This is a genomic window from Mangrovimonas xylaniphaga (assembly GCF_001280435.1).
In the GTDB taxonomy this organism is placed as follows: Bacteria; Bacteroidota; Bacteroidia; order Flavobacteriales; family Flavobacteriaceae; genus Mangrovimonas_A; species Mangrovimonas_A xylaniphaga.
Genome location: NZ_LBIP01000013.1, coordinates 1,377,760 through 1,397,442 on the forward strand (window position 1 = coordinate 1,377,760; position 19,683 = coordinate 1,397,442).

General features: G+C 36.4%; 17 protein-coding genes. 6 read left to right on the forward strand and 11 right to left on the reverse strand.

Translation table 11 applies throughout. From position 1 onward, the window contains the following. The first annotated feature begins 85 nt into the window (after positions 1-85). Positions 86-1,141: a ferredoxin--NADP reductase gene (locus tag ZA06_RS06120; RefSeq protein WP_053976491.1), complete on the forward strand. Its 1,056-nt coding sequence runs from the start codon at positions 86-88 to the stop codon at positions 1,139-1,141. Positions 1,142-1,157: 16 nt separating this feature from the next. Here ZA06_RS06120 and ZA06_RS06125 read toward each other — a convergent pair whose 3' ends face one another. The 5 genes from ZA06_RS06125 to ZA06_RS06145 form a co-directional block, all read right to left on the reverse strand. Next, on the reverse strand, positions 1,158-2,186 hold the full coding sequence (locus ZA06_RS06125; RefSeq protein WP_240472211.1) for a glycosyltransferase family 9 protein: 1,029 nt from the start codon (positions 2,184-2,186) through the stop codon (positions 1,158-1,160). A 30-nt stretch (positions 2,187-2,216) separates the two neighbouring features. Next, positions 2,217-2,825, reverse strand: coding sequence for a DUF4254 domain-containing protein (locus tag ZA06_RS06130; RefSeq protein WP_053976493.1), 609 nt, complete (start codon positions 2,823-2,825; stop codon positions 2,217-2,219). Between the two features lie 177 nt (positions 2,826-3,002). Beyond that, entirely contained in the window at positions 3,003-4,181 is a 1,179-nt protein-coding gene (locus ZA06_RS06135; protein WP_053976494.1) for a PepSY-associated TM helix domain-containing protein, read from the reverse strand. A gap of 61 nt (positions 4,182-4,242) precedes the next feature. Then, positions 4,243-5,469 carry a DUF4374 domain-containing protein gene (locus ZA06_RS06140; protein ID WP_053976495.1) on the reverse strand — a complete coding sequence of 409 codons (1,227 nt, stop codon included), beginning with the start codon at positions 5,467-5,469 and terminating at the stop codon, positions 4,243-4,245. 30 nt (positions 5,470-5,499) lie between these two features. After that, the gene (locus ZA06_RS06145) at positions 5,500-7,884 is read right to left on the reverse strand and encodes a TonB-dependent receptor (protein WP_053976496.1); all 2,385 of its coding nucleotides are present in this window, start codon (positions 7,882-7,884) and stop codon (positions 5,500-5,502) included. 204 nt (positions 7,885-8,088) lie between these two features. Between ZA06_RS06145 and upp the strand changes: the two genes are divergently transcribed. Next, complete coding sequence (upp, locus tag ZA06_RS06150; RefSeq protein ID WP_053976497.1) at positions 8,089-8,748, forward strand: uracil phosphoribosyltransferase; 660 nt, start codon at positions 8,089-8,091, stop codon at positions 8,746-8,748. Here the strand turns inward: upp and ZA06_RS06155 are convergent. Continuing rightward, positions 8,737-9,663: a DUF6427 family protein gene (locus ZA06_RS06155; RefSeq protein WP_053976498.1), complete on the reverse strand. Its 927-nt coding sequence runs from the start codon at positions 9,661-9,663 to the stop codon at positions 8,737-8,739. The genes upp and ZA06_RS06155 overlap by 12 nt on opposite strands. Positions 9,664-9,820: 157 nt before the next feature. On the opposite strand from ZA06_RS06155, the gene ZA06_RS06160 reads away from it, so the two are divergent. Further along, the gene (locus tag ZA06_RS06160) at positions 9,821-10,048 is read left to right on the forward strand and encodes a DUF6341 family protein (RefSeq protein ID WP_053976499.1); all 228 of its coding nucleotides are present in this window, start codon (positions 9,821-9,823) and stop codon (positions 10,046-10,048) included. On the opposite strand, the gene purD is transcribed toward ZA06_RS06160, so the two are convergent. Further along, positions 10,043-11,314 carry a phosphoribosylamine--glycine ligase gene (gene purD, locus ZA06_RS06165; protein WP_053976500.1) on the reverse strand — a complete coding sequence of 424 codons (1,272 nt, stop codon included), beginning with the start codon at positions 11,312-11,314 and terminating at the stop codon, positions 10,043-10,045. The genes ZA06_RS06160 and purD overlap by 6 nt on opposite strands. Before the next feature lie 140 nt (positions 11,315-11,454). On the opposite strand from purD, the gene ZA06_RS06170 reads away from it, so the two are divergent. The 3 genes from ZA06_RS06170 to ZA06_RS06180 are packed head-to-tail and all read left to right on the forward strand — an operon-like array spanning position 11,455 to position 14,971. Further along, positions 11,455-12,717: a phenylacetate--CoA ligase family protein gene (locus tag ZA06_RS06170; RefSeq protein ID WP_240472212.1), complete on the forward strand. Its 1,263-nt coding sequence runs from the start codon at positions 11,455-11,457 to the stop codon at positions 12,715-12,717. Beyond that, on the forward strand, positions 12,714-13,808 hold the full coding sequence (gene wecB, locus ZA06_RS06175; RefSeq protein WP_053976502.1) for a non-hydrolyzing UDP-N-acetylglucosamine 2-epimerase: 1,095 nt from the start codon (positions 12,714-12,716) through the stop codon (positions 13,806-13,808). Before ZA06_RS06170 ends, wecB begins: the two co-directional genes overlap by 4 nt. Beyond that, positions 13,805-14,971, forward strand: coding sequence for a glycosyltransferase family 4 protein (locus ZA06_RS06180; RefSeq protein ID WP_053976503.1), 1,167 nt, complete (start codon positions 13,805-13,807; stop codon positions 14,969-14,971). Before wecB ends, ZA06_RS06180 begins: the two co-directional genes overlap by 4 nt. Here the strand turns inward: ZA06_RS06180 and ZA06_RS06185 are convergent. The 4 genes from ZA06_RS06185 to ZA06_RS06200 all read right to left on the reverse strand — a co-directional run bounded on the left by ZA06_RS06185 (position 14,968) and on the right by ZA06_RS06200 (position 19,683). After that, positions 14,968-16,269: an undecaprenyl-phosphate glucose phosphotransferase gene (locus ZA06_RS06185; protein ID WP_240472229.1), complete on the reverse strand. Its 1,302-nt coding sequence runs from the start codon at positions 16,267-16,269 to the stop codon at positions 14,968-14,970. The two genes, ZA06_RS06180 and ZA06_RS06185, sit on opposite strands and share 4 nt — an antisense overlap. Before the next feature lie 212 nt (positions 16,270-16,481). Next, positions 16,482-17,243: a glycosyltransferase gene (locus tag ZA06_RS06190; RefSeq protein ID WP_053976505.1), complete on the reverse strand. Its 762-nt coding sequence runs from the start codon at positions 17,241-17,243 to the stop codon at positions 16,482-16,484. After that, the gene (locus ZA06_RS06195) at positions 17,233-18,282 is read right to left on the reverse strand and encodes a glycosyltransferase (protein WP_053976506.1); all 1,050 of its coding nucleotides are present in this window, start codon (positions 18,280-18,282) and stop codon (positions 17,233-17,235) included. The genes ZA06_RS06190 and ZA06_RS06195 overlap by 11 nt, the downstream gene beginning before the upstream one ends. 174 nt (positions 18,283-18,456) lie before the next feature. Then, positions 18,457-19,683, reverse strand: a complete 1,227-nt coding sequence (locus tag ZA06_RS06200; protein ID WP_157503117.1) for a hypothetical protein — start codon at positions 19,681-19,683, stop codon at positions 18,457-18,459.

Consider the following 19,683-nt stretch of genomic DNA (forward strand, 5'->3'; position numbering starts at 1 on the left):
TGCATAAGTTTTATAGGTATATATTTTTTGTTGAATTACATTTTAAAGTGTAGCGGCTTCACTATTTTTGTAAAAAACAAATTTCATGTCTCAATTTCATAAACTCACCATAAAAGAGGTTCAACGCATCACGGATGCTTCTGTAGCCATCAGTTTTATTGTTCCTGAAGAACTAAAAACCGAATACACCTTTAAAGCAGGACAATACATCACCCTAAAAACCACCATTGACGGAAATGAAATACGACGTGACTATTCCATCTGTTCGTCTCCAAAAAGTGGCGAACTTAAAGTAGCTGTTAAAGAGGTGGAAGACGGTACGTTTTCTTCTTATGCTAACAAAGAACTAAAAACTGGAGATGTTTTGGACGTTGCGCCTCCAAAGGGACGTTTTGTATTCGAACCGAATGACAAAAAGACCAAAAACATAGCCTTATTTGCTGCAGGAAGTGGGATTACCCCAATCTTGAGCATTGTAAAATGTGCTTTGGAAGAGGAAATCCATAGTGAAATCATTTTGGTTTATGGCAACAAGACCTCCAAGGACACCATGTTCCTTGAAGAACTATTGGAACTGCAACACCAATACAGCAAGCGCTTGTCACTTCAGTTTGTGTTCAGTCAAGCCGATGAGGACGATGCTATTTTTGGACGTATTGAAAAGAGCACCGTAAACTACGTAATGAAAAACAAATACAAACACGTAGATGTAGATGCTTATTATTTATGTGGACCAGAAGGTATGATCCACACCGTAAAAGATGTACTTACGGACCATGACATTGATGCTGATAGAATCCACTTTGAACTTTTCAAAGCGGCAAAGCCTACAGAAATTGTGGATACAGCCGTTGCCAGCGGAAAAACACAAATCACCATTATTGTGGACGAGGAAGAATCCACTTTTGAAATGTCTCAAAAGCAGACCATTTTGGAAGCTGCATTAGATGAAGATGTCGACGCCCCTTATTCCTGTCAAGGAGGTATTTGCAGTAGCTGTTTGGCCCGTATCACGGAAGGTGAAGCCACTATGCGTCAAAACAATATTTTAACCGATAGTGAGGTTGCTGAAGGCTTGATATTGACTTGTCAGGCACAGCCAACCACACCTACCATAACAGTCGATTACGACGATGTTTAAAACAAAAATAAAGCGGTTACTGAGTAACCGCTTTTATTTTATATATCACTTCTTGAGGCGAAATACTTCCGGCCGCCTCCTCATAACCTTCTGGATATTTGTTCCCGTAGATAGAAGTTGGGATTAAAGGAAATTTAGTTCGATCTGCCAACAACAAATAGTTTTCAGGTTGGTTGAAAGGCGCAAACCCAGCATAAGGATGGGTGACCCCCCAAATGCTAATTGTTTTCACTCCCAACATAGCCGCCATATGCCCATTCCCAGAATCCATAGAAACCATTGCATCCAAATTGGAAACCACATCCAACTCCTCTTCCAAAGTGAGTTTTCCTGCAATACTAACCACATTTTTATGAGCATCCTGAATACGCTGTAATTGTTCTATCTCAGAAGCACCGCCACCAAACAAGACAATCTTGTAATCTTCAGACAAGGACTGAATTACTTCCTCCATCAAGTCCAAAGGATACATTTTTCCTTTGTGTGCCGCGAAAGGTGCAATCCCAATCCATTTTTGGGTGTCTGCTCCCAAGAGTTCCAAAACCTCGGGATTTAAAGGTGTTCTTTCCGGAAAGTTAGGATTGGAAAGCTCTAATGGGAATCCCATATTTCGAAAAACATCAGCATAGCGCTCATGGGTGGTTTTCAATTGTTGAAACACTTCACCACTTACCAAGGCCTTCTTATCAGAACGTCCTTTATCCAATTGCTTTGTTGGTGTTCTTAAAAGGAAAAATCTCAGAATTTTGGAACGCAGGACATTGTGCAAATCGGCTACAGCATCAATACCCAATTGCTTTAATTCCCTCGACAATCTAAACAGCCCAAAAACTCCCTTGTGCCTGCCTTTAACATCCACAGGAAACACCTCAACATTTTCAATATCCCTAAAAAAGGGCGCAAAAAAACCGCGTGTAAGCACGGTAAGTTTTACATCGGGATATTGCTGCACAAAGGCTCTTAACACAGGAACGGTCATTGCCACATCTCCCATTGCCGAAAGACGGATAACTAAAATATGTTTGGGTGCTTTTCTAGACTTCATCAATGGATACAAACGAAATGTAATGAGTTCCTATTTTTGCGAACGCAACACAGGATTCAGTTCATCATCATTGTACATCTTCATTTGCTTGTATACTTTCATGTACTTATCGCCATTGGAAATATCTTCCAATAACGTATCGATAGCGGTAGAAAGATCCACACGTTGCTCCAACAAAATGTCCAACTTCTTTTGGCAAGCCTCTCTATGCGCTTCGGTAGCATCTGTTCTGGTAGCCTCCTCGTTCATATGATAGATTTTAAGGGCCAAAATAGACAAACGGTCAACTCCCCAAGCTGGGCTTTCGGTATTGATAGTCGCATCTGCTTTAGGTGTTACATCCTTGTATTGCTCTAAAAAATAGCTATCGATGTATTCTACCATATCCGTTCTGTCCTGATTGGAAGCATCAATTTGACGCTTCAAGGCCAAAGCTGCCACCGGATCAATTTGTGGATCACGGATAATATCTTCATAGTGCCACTGCACTGTATCAATCCAGCATTTACTGTATAGCAAATGTTCAATCAAGTTCGTTTCCTGAGCGTACGGATTACTAAAAGGTTGATCAACTGTATTTATAACGTGATATTTTTCAATTACTTCTTGAAAAATTTTATTGGCTTTGCTTGTAAACATGATCTTAAATTTAGGGCACAAAGTTACGCAATTTTAAGAGAACTCGATTCCAAACCCACTGCAGAAATTCCTACATAAGAGCATTGCATTGTTTTCAACCAACCATTGTTCAACTAGTAAACACGCTTAGACAAAAACAAAAGGCTCTTGTAATTACTCAAGAGCCTTTTGTTTGTACTATATTTTTTTGGGTGCCTTCTTCTTTTTATGCCACCAAACCAAAAATCCGGTCACTGGTAAACTGGCACAAATTAAACTGATGAGGAATGCAAATACTTTTCCCGCCAAACCAAAAACAGAACCAATATGGATGTCGTAATTCATCATGGATAACTGATCTGCAAAAGACGCTTCAGAAAATTTACTTCCCTCCTGCTCTAGAGGTTCTAAACTGTACCTATCGTAAAAATATTCGTTATGGTCGTACCAAGAACCCGCTTTATGATATACCGTAATTTCTACAGGATCATCTTCATCTTCCAAAATTGGTGTCATGTACATCCCTTTTACCTGCTTGTCAATTTCAAGGGTTTTATACCAGGCCTTATCCAATGGGGACAAGCTATCATTCCAAACCAAGGATTTATTTTCTAAATTGGAATGTGGATGGTGATGCCCCATCTCTTTTATTTCACCTCCCGAAGCAACAAAATACACCGCTTGGTCAAACCATTGAAAGCTCCAGACCAATCCTGTAATTCCCAAAATCAACCCAAACAACAATGCATAAAAGCCTAAAACATTATGTAAATCGTAATTAAGGCGCTTAAACTTTGCTGTCCATTTTATCTTAAAGCTTTTATCACGATTGCTTTTCTTCCAGTTTTTAGGCCACCACATTACCAGTCCAGTTATAAGCAGCAATAAAAACACCAAGGTAGACACCCCAACGATAGGGCGCCCAATTTCGTATGGTAACCAAAGTGCTCTATGACCATCTATAATAAAGTGAAAGAAGTCAAATTCGTCACTGCCCAGCGGTTGCTGTTTCTTTAAAAACTCACCGGTATAGGGATTCATAAATACAACCGAAAATGCATGCTTGCCATCTACCTCTGACTCATACCCCACGGCCGCTGCACCATTTGCATCGGCATAAGTCAAGCCTGTTGGCTTACCATTTGGCATATGCACCCTAGCGGTATCCAATAACTGACTTGGGGGCACATAGGGCTTATTCTGAATTTCAACAAAGCGCCAAGGTTCCAAGCTGTCTTTAATTTCCTGCTGAAAAGCATAAAAACATCCGGTAATACTCACAATAAACACCACAATACCGGAAATTAATCCCAGCCACAAATGAAGCCAGTTATTTAACTGCCTTAATTTACTCGGGTTTTTACGCTTTTTACTCATTAGCCTCTAAAAAAGGAACCGGCTTTGCACAAATAGTACTAAAGCCGGTATATTTTATAAATTAAAATTTGAAGAATCCTGCTACGAAGTTAGCTTGAATTTGAGCTCCTTTGGTAGACGTATAATTAGTTGTATCCATTCTGTACACGTGAATACTACTCTCTTCAGGAATACATAAATATACATAACCATTGTTATACAATGCTGCCAAACGACGACCGTCACCATTATGTACTGGTACACCGTCTATATAATTTACTGTGAAGTTATTTAAATCCACAACAGCCGAACGTAACGGACTATCGGACCAAGTCCCCTGCTCGCTTCTAGCTGCTGTATTTACTTCTACAAAAGCCTTTCCGTTTCCAATATATTTTAAATGGGAAATATTATGACCATCGGCAGCTGCTTCAACATCGAAGAAATACTCCTGATCGAATTCAGTTTCTCCTGCATTAATTTTTAAAATTCCAGCAGGTTTGGTTGATTGACTAAATCCGTTTGCAGGATTGGAGTGAGAAATAGCATAAATATTTCCAGCTTCGTCCACTTCCAAACCAGACTTAATGTTAAATCCACCAATTGGTCCAACACGGTCATCTGTAATAACTTTAATGAACTCCAATTCTGGGTAAGAATATACCGCAACTTGTGCTTGATCAGTATATTCTGTTGCCCAAGTTGTTGGATTGCTCATATAGTAGCTTAAAAATACATGGTTGCCCACGACGCGTAACCCTGAATATGCAGGAACAGCATCTGTTGCAGAGTGTAAATCGCTGGATGGCAATTCTACAGTCTCGGTAATACTTACGGTATTTGCATCAAACAAACGGAAGGTAACCACACCTCCAACTGTAGAAGGTAGAGACACAGAAATCAACGTCTCATCATCAGCCTTCACCAAATCCAAAATACTTTCATTTAAAGATACATTCCCTTCTGTTGAAAGGGTTTGATCGGCATTTTGAGTGATGGCAGACACATCGGTGTTGTCCAATCCTCCAATACTATAAACAGTATTGTCTACTTTAGTAAAATCGTAATATCCTGGTTGCTCTATACCTTGGCCTGAAGCCGAAAGCGTTCCTTCCATAACATCTTCAAAAGGCACAGTATAATAGGTAAACCCGCCTTCACTTCCCTGTATGGCTAATGATAAGGCGAATGGTTTTTCGGTTACCGAACTACCAGAATCGTTACTATCATCGTCCGAGCTACAAGACATCATAGACACTGCTGCCATAAGTCCTAAACTCCATGCTGAAATTTTTCTTGATATTTTCATAGTATAAAGTATTTAATTATTGTTCTGTATTTATAAAGCGTATCTGAATTTTAAATAGAATGCCCTCCCCGGTTTTTGTAATTTATATTGGTCAAACAGCATCTGATCTGTTAGGTTTTTACATTCTAAAGTGAAATTGTATTTGCCATCTTTGAGGCTATAGCTAACGGCCAAGTCGTGTGAAGACTGCTCAGGAATAATTTTCTTGGAATCCTCCGATCCATATTCCGCCCAACTTAAAAAGTATTCGTTGATGTAGTTGAAAAAATAATTGACACTTAAATGCGATTGCTTTATTACAACATCCTTAAAATCAACACCAGCATTTACATTACCAAACAAATAAGGCGTGTTAGGAATTCGGAAGCCTTTCTGGAAATTTGTTTGCTGGCCTGCATAATCGTTATAGACAAAATCTGCCTGATCTGTAATATCCTGATAGGTAATATTTCCTCCCAATCGCAACCAATCTTTAAATTTATAATTAAGCGTCCCGGCGTAACCAAGGGTTCTCACTTCAGCTAAATTTGCAAAACTGGTTTGCGGATTCGCTACCGTTACTCTCTGATAAATTAAATCGGAGGCATTTCTATAAATAAAACTACCTTCCAACTGTACATTGTGGTTTTCTGCAGGCTCAAAATCCCATTTCGCATTAAAATTAAAATTGTCACTTTGCTCAGGCCCCAACTCTGGATTAGCCGTTACAAACAGGTTGTCCCCAAATATTTCTTCTGGAGCAGGCATTCTGTAAGTGTGCTCATAAGACGCTTTTAACTGTAGGTTTTCCAACAAGAAATAAGTGGTCGCCAAACCATATCCAAAAGCATTTTTCGAATTTTTATAAGAATCTATTCTTACGTTAGGAGTACCAAAATCATATTGTTTACTGGTTTCAACATTTAAAAAATACCCTTTTCCAAACAGCGTGGCATTCCATTTTTTGTTTGGACTAAAAGTGTAGGAAACCCCTAGGTTATTTTTGTAATAAGACTTTGGAAACTGATTTTCCGGTTTGTCAGGATTTAAAACATCATCTATTTCACGATGGAAATACTGAAGCGCATGGTTAAAAGCTAAAGTATGGGATTCGCTTATTTGATACCCGAGATTTAACTGGGTATTGAATTCGTTATCTGTTAAAGTCTCATCATTTCTATTTCCCTGCTCACCTTCTGTGCTCCCAGTATTAATAGGAGTGCCCAACCAATTGTAACGCACACCCGTTAAGGTGTCTAAATTATGTGTTCGAGTAGCATTATAGGCCGCATAAAAGCTAGCATCCAAATGCTCTGTAAACAATCCCGACTTTCTATATTTTAAAGTAGAAATTACCGATTCGCTATTTTGCTCTATACCTCCGTATACGGTTTCCATGGTTGCGCCAGTTTGCACATCGTTCTCATCTTTGGCCGCTGTTATCCCAATTAACAATTGATCAGCATAGCTTTTATCTACCACTCCAACTTCTACTTTAGCCATTCCCGATTTATAAGTATCGTGGAAACGTTCTACCCAACGCGTATCTTCTATATTCCCGTTGACATCAGTTATATCTGCTAAAACCTCATAATCATTATCGGAATAATTAAAGTTGAAATTTCCACGTACCGTAAATCCAGTCTCGCTGTTGGTGTACGCTCCGTTTACTGCTGCGCGATGGGTGTTGAAAGAACCAAAAGAATAGGCGGCATCTAAGAAATTACTATTCTGTTTGGTGATAATATTTACAGCACCGCCCAAAGCATCCGTACCCAAATACACCGGAACAACGCCATTATACACTTCTATCCTTTCAATGGAAGTTACAGGAATGGTATTTAAACCCAAGGACGAACCATAATTATCCATAGGAATCCCATCAATGAAAAATTTTATTTGATTTCCAGAAAAACCGAACAACGAAAATTGAGAGTCCGACCCTAAACCACCTTCCTCGCGAATATTAACCCCTTCTACACGGCCCAAAATACTCTGAACATCAGTTGAAAGGTTATAATAGGTTTCCGCTGAAATTGCTTTAACGCTATAAGGCTCTTGTTTTACTTTTTGAACTTTAGATAAGCCCTTAACTGTAACCTCATCGATTTGTGTTACGTCTTCCGTTAACACAATCGCCTTTGTCAACGCTTCACCTGACTGTAGCTCGACAATTACGGTCTGTGTTGTAAAACCAACATAACTAAACTGAACACTGTATATCCCCGTAGGGATATTGGTTAACTTATAGAATCCGTCAACATCCGTATAAGTGCCAATCCCGGCCTTCAACACAACCACACTCACACCTACAAGAGGCTCTCCATCATCAGCAGTCACCTGACCAGATAAGTTGGCTGTCTCGGAAATTTGAGCCCAACTATTTGTTGTTAACAACACAAAAACAATCGACATGAGATACAGCAGATGTTTCATATCAAAAATTCTTATTCTTATTTAGATTAATTTTAAATGAGGTGCAAATTAACGCAATTTTACACACTTAATTAACCAAAATCTGTTAAAAAAACCTCAAAGAAAACCGCGTCCCCTCCAAAAAACTGGAAGTAGCAATTTTGGAACAAAACCCTTATTTTTATACGACAGTATCGAATCAAGAAACACCTTAGAAAACACCCTATGCAAATCCACGATTTTTCAAAAGAGAATTCCATTTTGAACAGCTTTATTGCCGAAATGAGGAATGTAGACATCCAAAAAGATCCTATGCGCTTTAGACGCAATATTGAACGTACTGGGGAAATTTTGGGTTATGAATTAAGCAAAATCCTGAACTATGAACCAAAAACTATTACGACCCCATTAGGTAATTCCAAAAACAACCTATTGAGTAACGACATTGTTCTATGTTCCGTCCTTCGCGCTGGAGTTCCTTTGCACAATGGCCTTCTAAACTATTTTGACAAGGCCGAAAATGCTTTTATTTCTGCCTATAGACATCATAAAGCAAATCCTGAAAGCTTTGAAATTATTGTGGAATATTTGGCCTGCCCAGATTTGAACAACAAAACCCTGATTCTAGCCGACCCTATGTTGGCCACAGGACAATCTATGGTAGCCACTTATGAAGCCCTAAAACCTTTCGGCACTCCAAAAGAAGTGCACCTGGTAAGTGTTATTGGCGCCAAAGAAGGAGTCCATTACGTCACTGAGCACTTTTCTGAAAACACACATTTATGGATCGCAGCCGTTGATGATCAACTAAACAGTCATGGATATATAGTACCGGGATTAGGCGATGCCGGGGATTTGGCTTTTGGGCAGAAATTACAGAATTAAACCTACTACTGGGGTCAATATTAAAATCCACAGAAAAATTTCCTTAAACCATTTTTCGGTTACTACATCCATATAATTGGAAAGGATAATGGACAATGGCGCAAATAAGAAAATAAACTCAGCTCCTGTCTTCTTTGGAGCGATTACCAAAATTGTCAAAGCAATGATGGTAGCAATAAAAACCAATATATACGCCGACTTGTAACTTTTGGCCTTTGTAGCAATATTTTTAAGGTAATACACAGACCCCCACACAAAACAGGACAGCATCATGGTAGCCGCCACAATAATGTGCTTTGAATTCAGACTTGAAAAATCAAAGCTTATGGACATATCCATATCTGCTATGTAAGAGAGCAAATCGGTGTTGAAAAGTACCAATACACTTGCCGTTATCATAGCTACAGTAATAACGGCGACCAAAGGTATGATCCAATCCCTTAGATCTGCTATGGAGTACAAAAACAAGGCAGCAAAAATCAAAATGTAAAAAAGAGAAGACCAGAAATACAACAGTGTGGCCAGACTAATCCAAAAAGCCCCATCAAATAGTTTCTTTTTCACATCCTTTTTGGAACGCAAACTTATAATCCGTCTCATAGCCAAGAGGATAAACAAATTCGCCAAAAGGATTTTTGAATTCAAAAACGTTTCGGGCAACATCATGAAGAACAGCGTAAAAAACAAGATTTTAAAACTGTTCTTTTTGGTCAGATCGTTTTTACCCGACAAAAAATCGAATATAAAAATGGAGAACAGGCACACCCCGAAAATTAGGACTTGCTTGAGCACATCCCATACCCCAAAAGGCTCATGAACCATGAACAGTTTTGTCATCACAAAGGCAATACACAAGGCCGTACTTACCACCACAAAATGTATGGGTTTTGCTTTGCTAAAAAAACTGGATACCATCAATAATGTTCGTGTTTCCTTTTCGGTTAATGAGTATTAGATTGACCTTTTCAACATTCTTTTCTTATTTTTTAAAATTAAAATGAAAAAAATGTAATTTTGTCCCGTAAATATATTGATAATCTTTTAAGCTCTCTCGAGTTTTAAACTATACCACATGAAAGACTTTTTTTACGCAATTCAGGATTTATTCGTTAACGTGCTTTTCAAGCCATTAGATGCTTTAAGAGCTCTAGAATTGGATAACTGGTTCGCAGCCAACACAATGTCCTGGATTTTTATCCTTATTGGTTTTGTTGCTTTTGGTTACTGGATGAAACAATTGAAATCCTTTAACGACAACAACGAAGAAGATAAGAGCATCAGCTCTCACTCCTTCCTATAAGTCGAAACCAATATCTTTACGATAGTTCATCTTATCAAAATGTAGTTTATCTATATTTTGATAAGATTTTTTTAGTGCCTCACTGTACGTATTTCCATAGCTGGTAATAGCCATCACACGCCCTCCAGTAGTCACTACTTTTCCATCTTTATAGTCAGCTCCAGCATGAAACGGAATAGAATCTTCTACTTGGTCTAAACCAGTAATTTCCTTTCCTTTTTCATATCCTTCTGGATATCCACCAGACACCAACATTACGGTTGTCGCTGCACGTTCATCAATCTCGATGGTAATTTCATTCAAGGTTTGGTTGGCAATGGCATTGAAAATTTCAACCATATCATTTTTTAGCCTTGGCAACACCACTTCGGTTTCTGGGTCTCCCATACGCACATTGTATTCAATCACTTTTGGATCGTCCCCAACTTTTATCAAACCGATAAAGATAAATCCTTTATAAGGCAAGTTATCTTTTTGAAGACCTTCTACAGTAGGCTTAACAATTCGTTCTTCTATTTTGCTTAAGAATTCTTCGGTAGCAAACGGCACTGGCGACACGGCTCCCATACCTCCGGTATTAAGTCCGGTATCCCCTTCTCCAATACGCTTATAATCTTTTGCAGTTGGAAGAATTTTGTAATTCTTTCCATCGGTCAAAACGAAACAGCTCAATTCTATACCATCCAAAAATTCCTCAATCACCACCTTAGCACTGGCATTTCCAAATTTGGCATCTACCAACATACTCTTCAATTCGGCTTTGGCTTCATCAAGGTCGTTTAAAATCAACACACCTTTTCCGGCTGCCAATCCATCAGCTTTCAATACATAAGGAGCTTGCAAGGATTCCAAGAATTTGAAACCTTCCTCAACAGTACTAGCATCGAAACTTTGGTAAGCTGCCGTTGGAATGTTGTGACGCATCATAAATTCTTTGGCAAATTCCTTACTGCCTTCCAATTCTGCTGCCGCTTTTTCAGGACCAATTACTGGCACATTTTTAAGTTCCTCATCATTCAAAAAGAAATCATGGACACCTTGTACCAATGGGTCTTCTGGACCAACAACTACCATTTCGATTCCTTTGGAAAGCACCAATTCCTTAATGGCCGGAAAATCGGTGACACCAATGTTTATGTTTTCTGCAATATCGGCAGTTCCAGAGTTACCTGGCGCTACATAAAGTTTTGTACATAAAGGGCTTTGGGCTGTTTTCCAGGCAAAGGTATGTTCTCTCCCGCCTGAACCGAGAATTAAAATAGTCATGATCTTTGTTGTTTGCCGCAAAAATAATTGCTTTTGCGCTTAAAAAATAATTATTTTACAAAAACATCTAAGGCGCCTTTCGTTTGAATTTATTTGATCTTTCCCTGCAACTTAACGGATTTCCCATTCAAAGGGCACGTATGACCCTAAGAGAAATTCAACAGTACAGCGAACCTGAATTCGAAGCCTATTTGGACCATAGAAAGCAAGCCATTTTTGAATATCATGTAAAGCACAATCCATTTTATCGTTCATTTGCCAAAAGAGCTTCTGGCAATTATTGGAACACAGTGCCAATCATAACCAAAAGAGATCTACAACAACCTTTGGAAGACCGCTTATCTAAAGGATTTGCCATAAAAGATGTTTATGTGAACAAGACCTCAGGATCTTCGGGGGATCCCTTCATTTTTGCCAAGGACAAATTCTGTCATGCACTAACTTGGGCGGTAATTCAAAATAGGTTTGGATGGCATGGATTGGATTTCAACTCTTCGAAACAGGCTAGGTTTTATGGTATTCCATTGGACAAAAAAAATTATTACAAAGAACGCTTTAAGGATTATCTTGGAAATCGTTACCGTTTTTCGGTTTTCGACATGAGTGATCAGGCTTTGGAAGCCTGTCTGAAAAAATTTGAACATACCAAATTTGAATACATCAACGGCTACACCAGCCCCATTGTGCAATTTGCCAAGTTCCTTCAACGAAAAAACATCAATTTGAAATCTGTTTGTCCATCACTAAATGCCTGTGTGGTCACTTCAGAGATGCTATTTGATTTAGACAAAACCTTGTTGGAAACGCAATTTGGTGTTCCAGTGGTAAACGAATATGGCGCTTCGGAATTGGATTTAATTGCCTTTCAAAATCCAAAAGGAGAATGGCAGGTGAATAGCGAAACCCTTTTTGTAGAAATTTTGGATGAAAACAACCAAAATGTACCTTTAGGAGAAGAAGGACGCATCGTCATCACCTCTCTTTACAACAAGGCACATCCCTTTATCAGATACGATATTGGTGACATTGGCGCACTTTCTCCTGAATCCACCATTCAAAAACCCATTTTAAAACAGTTAACAGGAAGAACCAATGATTTTGCCATTTTACCTAGTGGGAAGGTAGCGGCAGGTTTGACTTTTTATTATATCACCAAAAGTATTATCGAAGATGATGGCAACGTCAAGGAATTTGTCATAGAACAGATAACCCCTGAAACTTTCAAAATACTTTATGTTAGTAGCAATCCATTATCAACTGAAAAAACCAAAATTATCAGAACGCAAATGGAGCGTTATTTGGAAAAAGGACTCCATATCCAATTTGAAAGAAAGGAACGCTTGGAACGCTCCAAAAGCGGCAAACTCAAACAATTTACATCACAAGTAAAGCAACACGCATGATAATTACCATAGTGGCGGGAGCCCGCCCTAATTTTATGAAAATAGCCCCAATTATTGCGGCCATTCAAAAGAGCAAGCAATCAGGAAAAGATATCCATTACCGTTTGGTACATACTGGGCAACACTACGACAAAAATTTGAGTGACACTTTTTTTGAATCGCTTAACATACCTTTTCCCGACAGCAACTTGGAAGTTAAAAGTGGTACCCAAGCAGAGCAAACTGCCGCCATTATGATTGGTTTTGAAAAGGAACTAAAAGAGCATCCATGTGATTTAGTTTTGGTTGTGGGAGACGTTACCTCAACCATGGCTTGTACCATTGTGGCAAAAAAAGCACATATTAGTGTGGCCCATGTAGAGGCAGGTATCCGATCTGGAGACATGACCATGCCAGAGGAAATCAATCGTATTGTCACCGACAGTTTAACCGATTACTTTTTTACTACTTCAAAACACGCCAATAACAACCTAAAACAATTAGGGGTTCCAAAGGAAAAAATCTATTTTGTAGGGAATGTGATGATTGATACGCTTCTAAAAAATGAAGCTCGATTTCAAAAGCCAGAATTATGGGACCAATTACATCTAGGAGCTAAAAAGTATTTGGCTTTAACCCTTCACAGACCGAGCAATGTTGACGAACAAGCAGAACTAAAGAACTTGCTTTCCCTTATTACAAATTTGGGAAAAAATTACCCTATCATTTTTCCAGTACACCCACGAACAAAACAGGTTTTGGAAGCCATGCACATTAACGCTCCCAACCTTCACTTTGTGGAACCCTTGGGATATTTGGAATTTAATTTTTTGGTAAAACATGCTTTGGCCGTTTTAACAGACTCCGGTGGCATCACGGAAGAAACCACTGTAATGAACGTTCCCTGTATAACCTTGCGAGAAAATACTGAACGTCCCGAAACCTGTGAACTTGGCACTAATGTATTAGCGGGAAAAGATCCTAAAAAAATTGAAACTGCCTTCCAAACCCTTCTTTCTGGCAAATGGAAAAACACAACCATTCCAGAATTATGGGATGGCAAAACCGCTGAACGTATCATCGAGCACCTTATCAACATTTACCAGCTTTGAGCAAAGACATTTTAATTATTACCAACTACTTCCCTCCCGAAACCGGAGCCGCTTCCAACAGGATTTTTCATTTGGCAGAAGGACTTCAAAAAAGAGGATTTCATATATCAGTTTTAACCCCGCTACCCAACTACCCCAAAGGCAAGATCTTTGAAGGCTACAAAGGGCATTTTAAGCACACTTCAAAAGAAAACGGAATAACAGTACACAGACTGTGGATTTACGCCAGCAATTCCAAGAATAAACTCTTACGGTTGTTTGCCATGCTTTCCTATAGTTTTAGTCTGATATGGTTTTTCATTTGGAACAAGATTCCCCAAAGGGTAATTGTTCAATCCCCTCCATTATTAGTAGCCTTCACTTGCATGTTTTTTCTTCGTAACAAAAAACGTCAATTGATTTTAAATGTTAGTGATTTATGGCCTATCGCAGGTTTGGAACTGGGAGCATTTAAAAAGAATTGGAGCTACAGGCTATTAGAATGGATAGAGCACTTTAATTATAGAAATGCCAATTTCATATTAGGGCAGAGCAATGAAATTCTAACACATATCACTTCTATATATCCGATTAAAAAAACATTTCTATATCGAAACTACCCGGATTTTATTCCTCCTAAAATACCGATCAATTCCTATGAAAGTCCAAAGATAAAAATGGTCTATGCGGGTTTATTGGGTATTGCTCAAGGCATTCATAAACTTTGTGCCAATTTGGATTATACCAATATCGAGTTTCACATCTACGGGGCCGGTGCCGAACAGGAAGCTATTGAAACTTTTATCAAAAACAACCCAAAATTACCTATTACATTCCACGGAGAAATTGAACGAAGCCTTTTGCATCAGGAACTTTTGAAATACGATATCACCATCATCCCGCTTCTCAATAGGATTTATGGTTCTGTACCTTCAAAAATCTTCGAATATGCCAGGTTGGGGCTTCCAATGCTATATTTTGGTGGAGGTGAAGGAGAAGCTGTAATTAGCAAAAATAATTTGGGATGGATTGCGCCCTCAGGCAACTACGAAACATTGAACAATGTCCTTTCAACTCTAAAAAAGGACAACCTTACACTTGATCATAAAGTCAGCATCCAACAACAAGCAATCAGTGCCTTTGATTTTAGCACACAATTAAACCAATTAAGCAAGATCCTTTAATAGGCCTTTTCTTCTCCCTGTATAGCGTTTAAAAATGTTCTAAAGATAATTTTCAAGTCCAAGAAAATCGACCAGTTCTCAATATAGAATATATCGTATTTAACACGTCCAATAATGTCCTTGTCAGTCTCCACTTCACCTCTATACCCACTTATTTGAGCCAGGCCCGTAATACCAGGTTTCACAAAATGGCGTACCATGAATTTATCGATTCTTTTGGCGTACATATTGGTATGGCTTACCATATGTGGTCTTGGTCCAACCACCGACATATCTCCAAACAATACATTAAAAAACTGAGGTAATTCGTCAATACTAGTTTTCCGAATAAATTTTCCAACCTTAGTTACGCGTTGATCTCCTCTAGTGGCCTGATACAAATGTGCATCAGAATTTGGCATCATCGACCTAAACTTATAACAATCGAATTCCCTATAATTAAATCCATTTCTCGACTGCTTAAAAAATACAGGTCCTTTGGATTCCAATTTTATTAAAATGGCTATTAATGGAGTTAACCAAGAAAGGATAAAGACAATCACTAAACTTGAGAATAGGATATCAAACCCACGTTTTACAAACATATTTATAGACTCTTCCAAAGGGATATTCCGCAAGGACAAAATAGGGATGTAATCATAATATTCGTACTTTAATTTCTTAGAGTATATTTCCTTATTGTCTGGTAAAAATTTGAGGATTTTAAGATTGTTATCCGCAAAATCTACGACTTCATTAATTTGGTTATTGCTCAATTCCGAAATAGAACAATAAATCTCATCAATCCCCTCATCTAACACATATTGAAAACTTTCCTCTAATGCATTTGCATTTTTCTCCTTGAAAGAAAAGGTTTTTTTATGCTTATAACCATATTCTGGATTTTTATTAAAAAACCCCTCAAGTGCCAAGGTTTTTTTATTGGCTCCAAAAATGACTGTATTTCTAAAATTTCCTCCAAACGACACACGATACTTTTGCAGCAAGTAATAAATCGTGAATTTAAATACTGATATCAACAAAAACACGATAAAGACATAGGATATAATTGTTTTTGGGTGCAAATTGAATTCATAATTATATCCTGAAAAAGCAAACATCAATAATCCAAACAACACTAATTGTTTGATGATCATTGACAAAATAGTCACCTCCCTAGTATAGCGATATACTTCATAAAACCTTGAAGCAACAGACAAAATCACCCATGAAAGAGAAATTATGATTGTAAAAAAAAATGGATCGATATGCCTAAAAAAGATAGATATGGCAAATCCATTAATAATAGTCAAATCTATTATGTATGAGATTGGTCTAAGATAGCCTGAATATCGTCCTTGTTTAAATGTGTTCAAATTATTTAAGTACTTAAATATTTCACAAAAATAATTAATTCAGCCAACCATGAAGCTTATGATTTAAAAATTAAATTTCTCTTCCATAACAAAAACAGATTGATATTTCCGTATAATTCGCGATATAGCAACTAAACTATTTAACAAATTAGGTTTTAACTTTTAAAATAACTTATGTTCCACTTCAATATAAATTTGACTATACTCGAAATATTCCATAAGTTATATTTACTAAAAATATTTTTAGCACTTGTTTCATTAAGATGATGAGTAATTTCAGCCCCTGAGAAACCAATTACTTTTAAACCCCTTTGATGTGATTCAAAACATATATCAATATCTTCACAATATAATCGATACCTTTCATCCAATAATGTCTTATCACTTTTCAAAAGACGACTACTTATTAACATACAGGCTCCAAGACACCAATCAATATTTGGTCCCTCCATAAATTTTTCATTTTTTGATTTGAGCACACCTGTTCTTTTTAAAATAACTTGTCTAAAATTAGGAAAGCTCTTCCAAGAAATTTGCAATTCTCCGCTTGGGTATTTTATAACCGGACATATAATACCTATGGATTCATTCTTTTCCATCTCTTCATAAAGAGGACTTATAAAGTCTTCTTCAAAATAAGTGTCTGGATTTAACAACAAATAACATTTTGAATCTAAATTAAAATGTCTAATTAAATCATTATTGTTTCTTGAAAAACTTTCTAACTTATCCTTTTTTAAAACATTAGAAGCATATGGGCTATCTAGTAAAATCTCCGCTGTTCCATCTGTGGATAATGCATCACAAAAAAATACTTTATCGACACCTATCCTCAATAAAGAATCTATCAGCTTTTGAATGTATTCTACATGATTATGAGTTACAACTAAAACATTCACATCCTTATTAAAACTCATGAACTATAATATTTTCAATTTTATTCATAAAACCCTCAAAACAATAATTTTTCAAATAAGTTTCTCTACATTTTTCTTTTAAACTAATAAGCTCTTCATTTTGACCCAACCAACTCAAGGCTTTGTCAAACCCACTCAAATCCTCACCTATCACACTTGCTACTCCCAAATTCAGTAAATCTTCAATAACCACTTGGTTGGTACTTATAATTGGAAGCCCATTCATTAATGCTTCAATATAAACCAAAGGATAAACTTCATAATTTTCATCACTTAAAAAAAGTAAAACATCACTTTCTTTTAAGATTTCATTTTTTTCCTTTTCATCAGATATAGGACCATTATATTTAAAGAAGGAATATCTCAAACCCAATTCCCTGACATCCAAGAGATCATTTTCAGAAAGTGCGCCTCCAAACACATTCAATTCACAATGAACATTTTTATCGGATAATTCCTTACATATATCTCTTAATCTACCAACTCCCTTTTCCTTTGAAAGGTTAGATATAAAAATAAAACGAATTCCTAATTCTTTTTTCACTGATAGTCTATCACCACAATAATTATCAGGAAGTGCATTGGGCACTAAAAAAACATTATCACAAAATGGAGATATTAATTCCATTTGCCTTTTATTGATAACGATAATTTTGGACTTAGCAAACAAATGCCTGTTATAAAAGCTTATTTTCTTTTCCAACCCATTAGCATGGATATGAAGTGTAATATTCTCAGTTCTTTTAAAACAACAAAACAAAAGTATCAAGTCCCTATAATACGCAAATCCTTTAGGTGTGATATTTAAATAGACAACATCTTCGTTTGAAATACTATATATTTTCTTGAGAAGAGAAAATATATTCATCACCTTTTTAAAACTGAATTTCCCAAAACTATTAAAGTTGTTTGCTTGAGCAGTATCAATTTTCCTCAAGATAAATTTATACCTTTCCAAAAACCCATGAAAAATAAAGTTTGAAATAACCTTTACACCATTATTAGGTCCAGACAAAGGAAAGACAAAAAACAACTTCATATTCAACTATTTAAAAAATCAGATAACAAAAATTCTTTTATATAGTGAGTAAGAAAGATGATATCATGTTTTGGCTATAATTTCGTGGCAATTTATTACAAATTTTAAGCAAATTTACATTTATTAAATTTTTAAGCTAACAAAGCCGTTTAAAAACTTTTGATATTAACTCAGCTAATAACAAACTTTATTTGAAATTTTCAATTTACTCAAAATAGGAACAATTAAAAAAAACAGCAAATTAACACTTGGCTCATAAAAGAAGCCTCCAGATATAAATGCCATAGTGAAAATAGTCACCACAAAAAGAATATTGAAACTATCTTTAAAATCAAACCTTAAAAACCTTCTATAAATAATAGCGTAAATACATAAGCCCACAACTCCAAAAAAAAGATATAGGTCAATCAAATCCATTCCAGAAATGTATAAGTAATCTTGAAAACTACCGCCTCCAATAAAATAATTAGATAAACTCCAATGTGGACCAACATAAGATTTGAATGTTTCCACCAACTTATCATTCCTATATGACGTCAAACTGGATAAAAAACCGTTCTCTTCATATATCTTATAAAATAACCTAAAAATCTCTATTGCAAAGACCTTAAGCTTCTCATAAAATAAAATAGTAAATATAGAACCAGCTATACCAATAAATACAAGAACCTTTTTTCTAGTGAGTTTCGAGGTTAACAGATGATAAATTAAAAAGACAGGGATAAAAAAGAATATCTTCTTAGTGCCTACTAAGAATGAAGATAAAATCAATATGGATAGTTTAATTAAATCCAATTTATTGAAATTTATCATTAACCTTCTATAATAGTAAAACAATAAAATAATAAAGTAGTAGCTTGTTTGACCACTCTTACCGAAAAAACCATTGTACCCTAATCTTGAGCCATAATAATAAGTTTTAAAAAGATCTGACCCCGTTAGAAATCCATAGAATATAAAAAAAACATTAATAAAGAAGATAACTTCAAAAACAACTAAGGCTTTATTTAAATAATCACCCTTTCCAATTAGTGGATAAAAAACAACACAGAAGATTGGAAAGTATAAGTATTTTCCCAAAAATTCCAAATTTTGTGTAAAGTTTTCAATTCTATCAAGCCCTATTAAAAAAAATTGTCCTAAGACATATATACCAATTAAAATTAAAATATATAAAACCAGCTTTTTTTGATTGATATAATTTTTCCAATAAATAAACACAAAGGATATCATTAAAACTAGAGCAATTATTTTAGATAATGTCGTGTATTTATAAAATACCCATTCAAAATGATGAGCAATCTTTCTTAAAGCATCCCCTAAATAAAAGAATATTATTATAAAAATAAATAAGGTGTAATTCCATATCTCAAATTGACATCTAAACTTAGTCTCCATCAT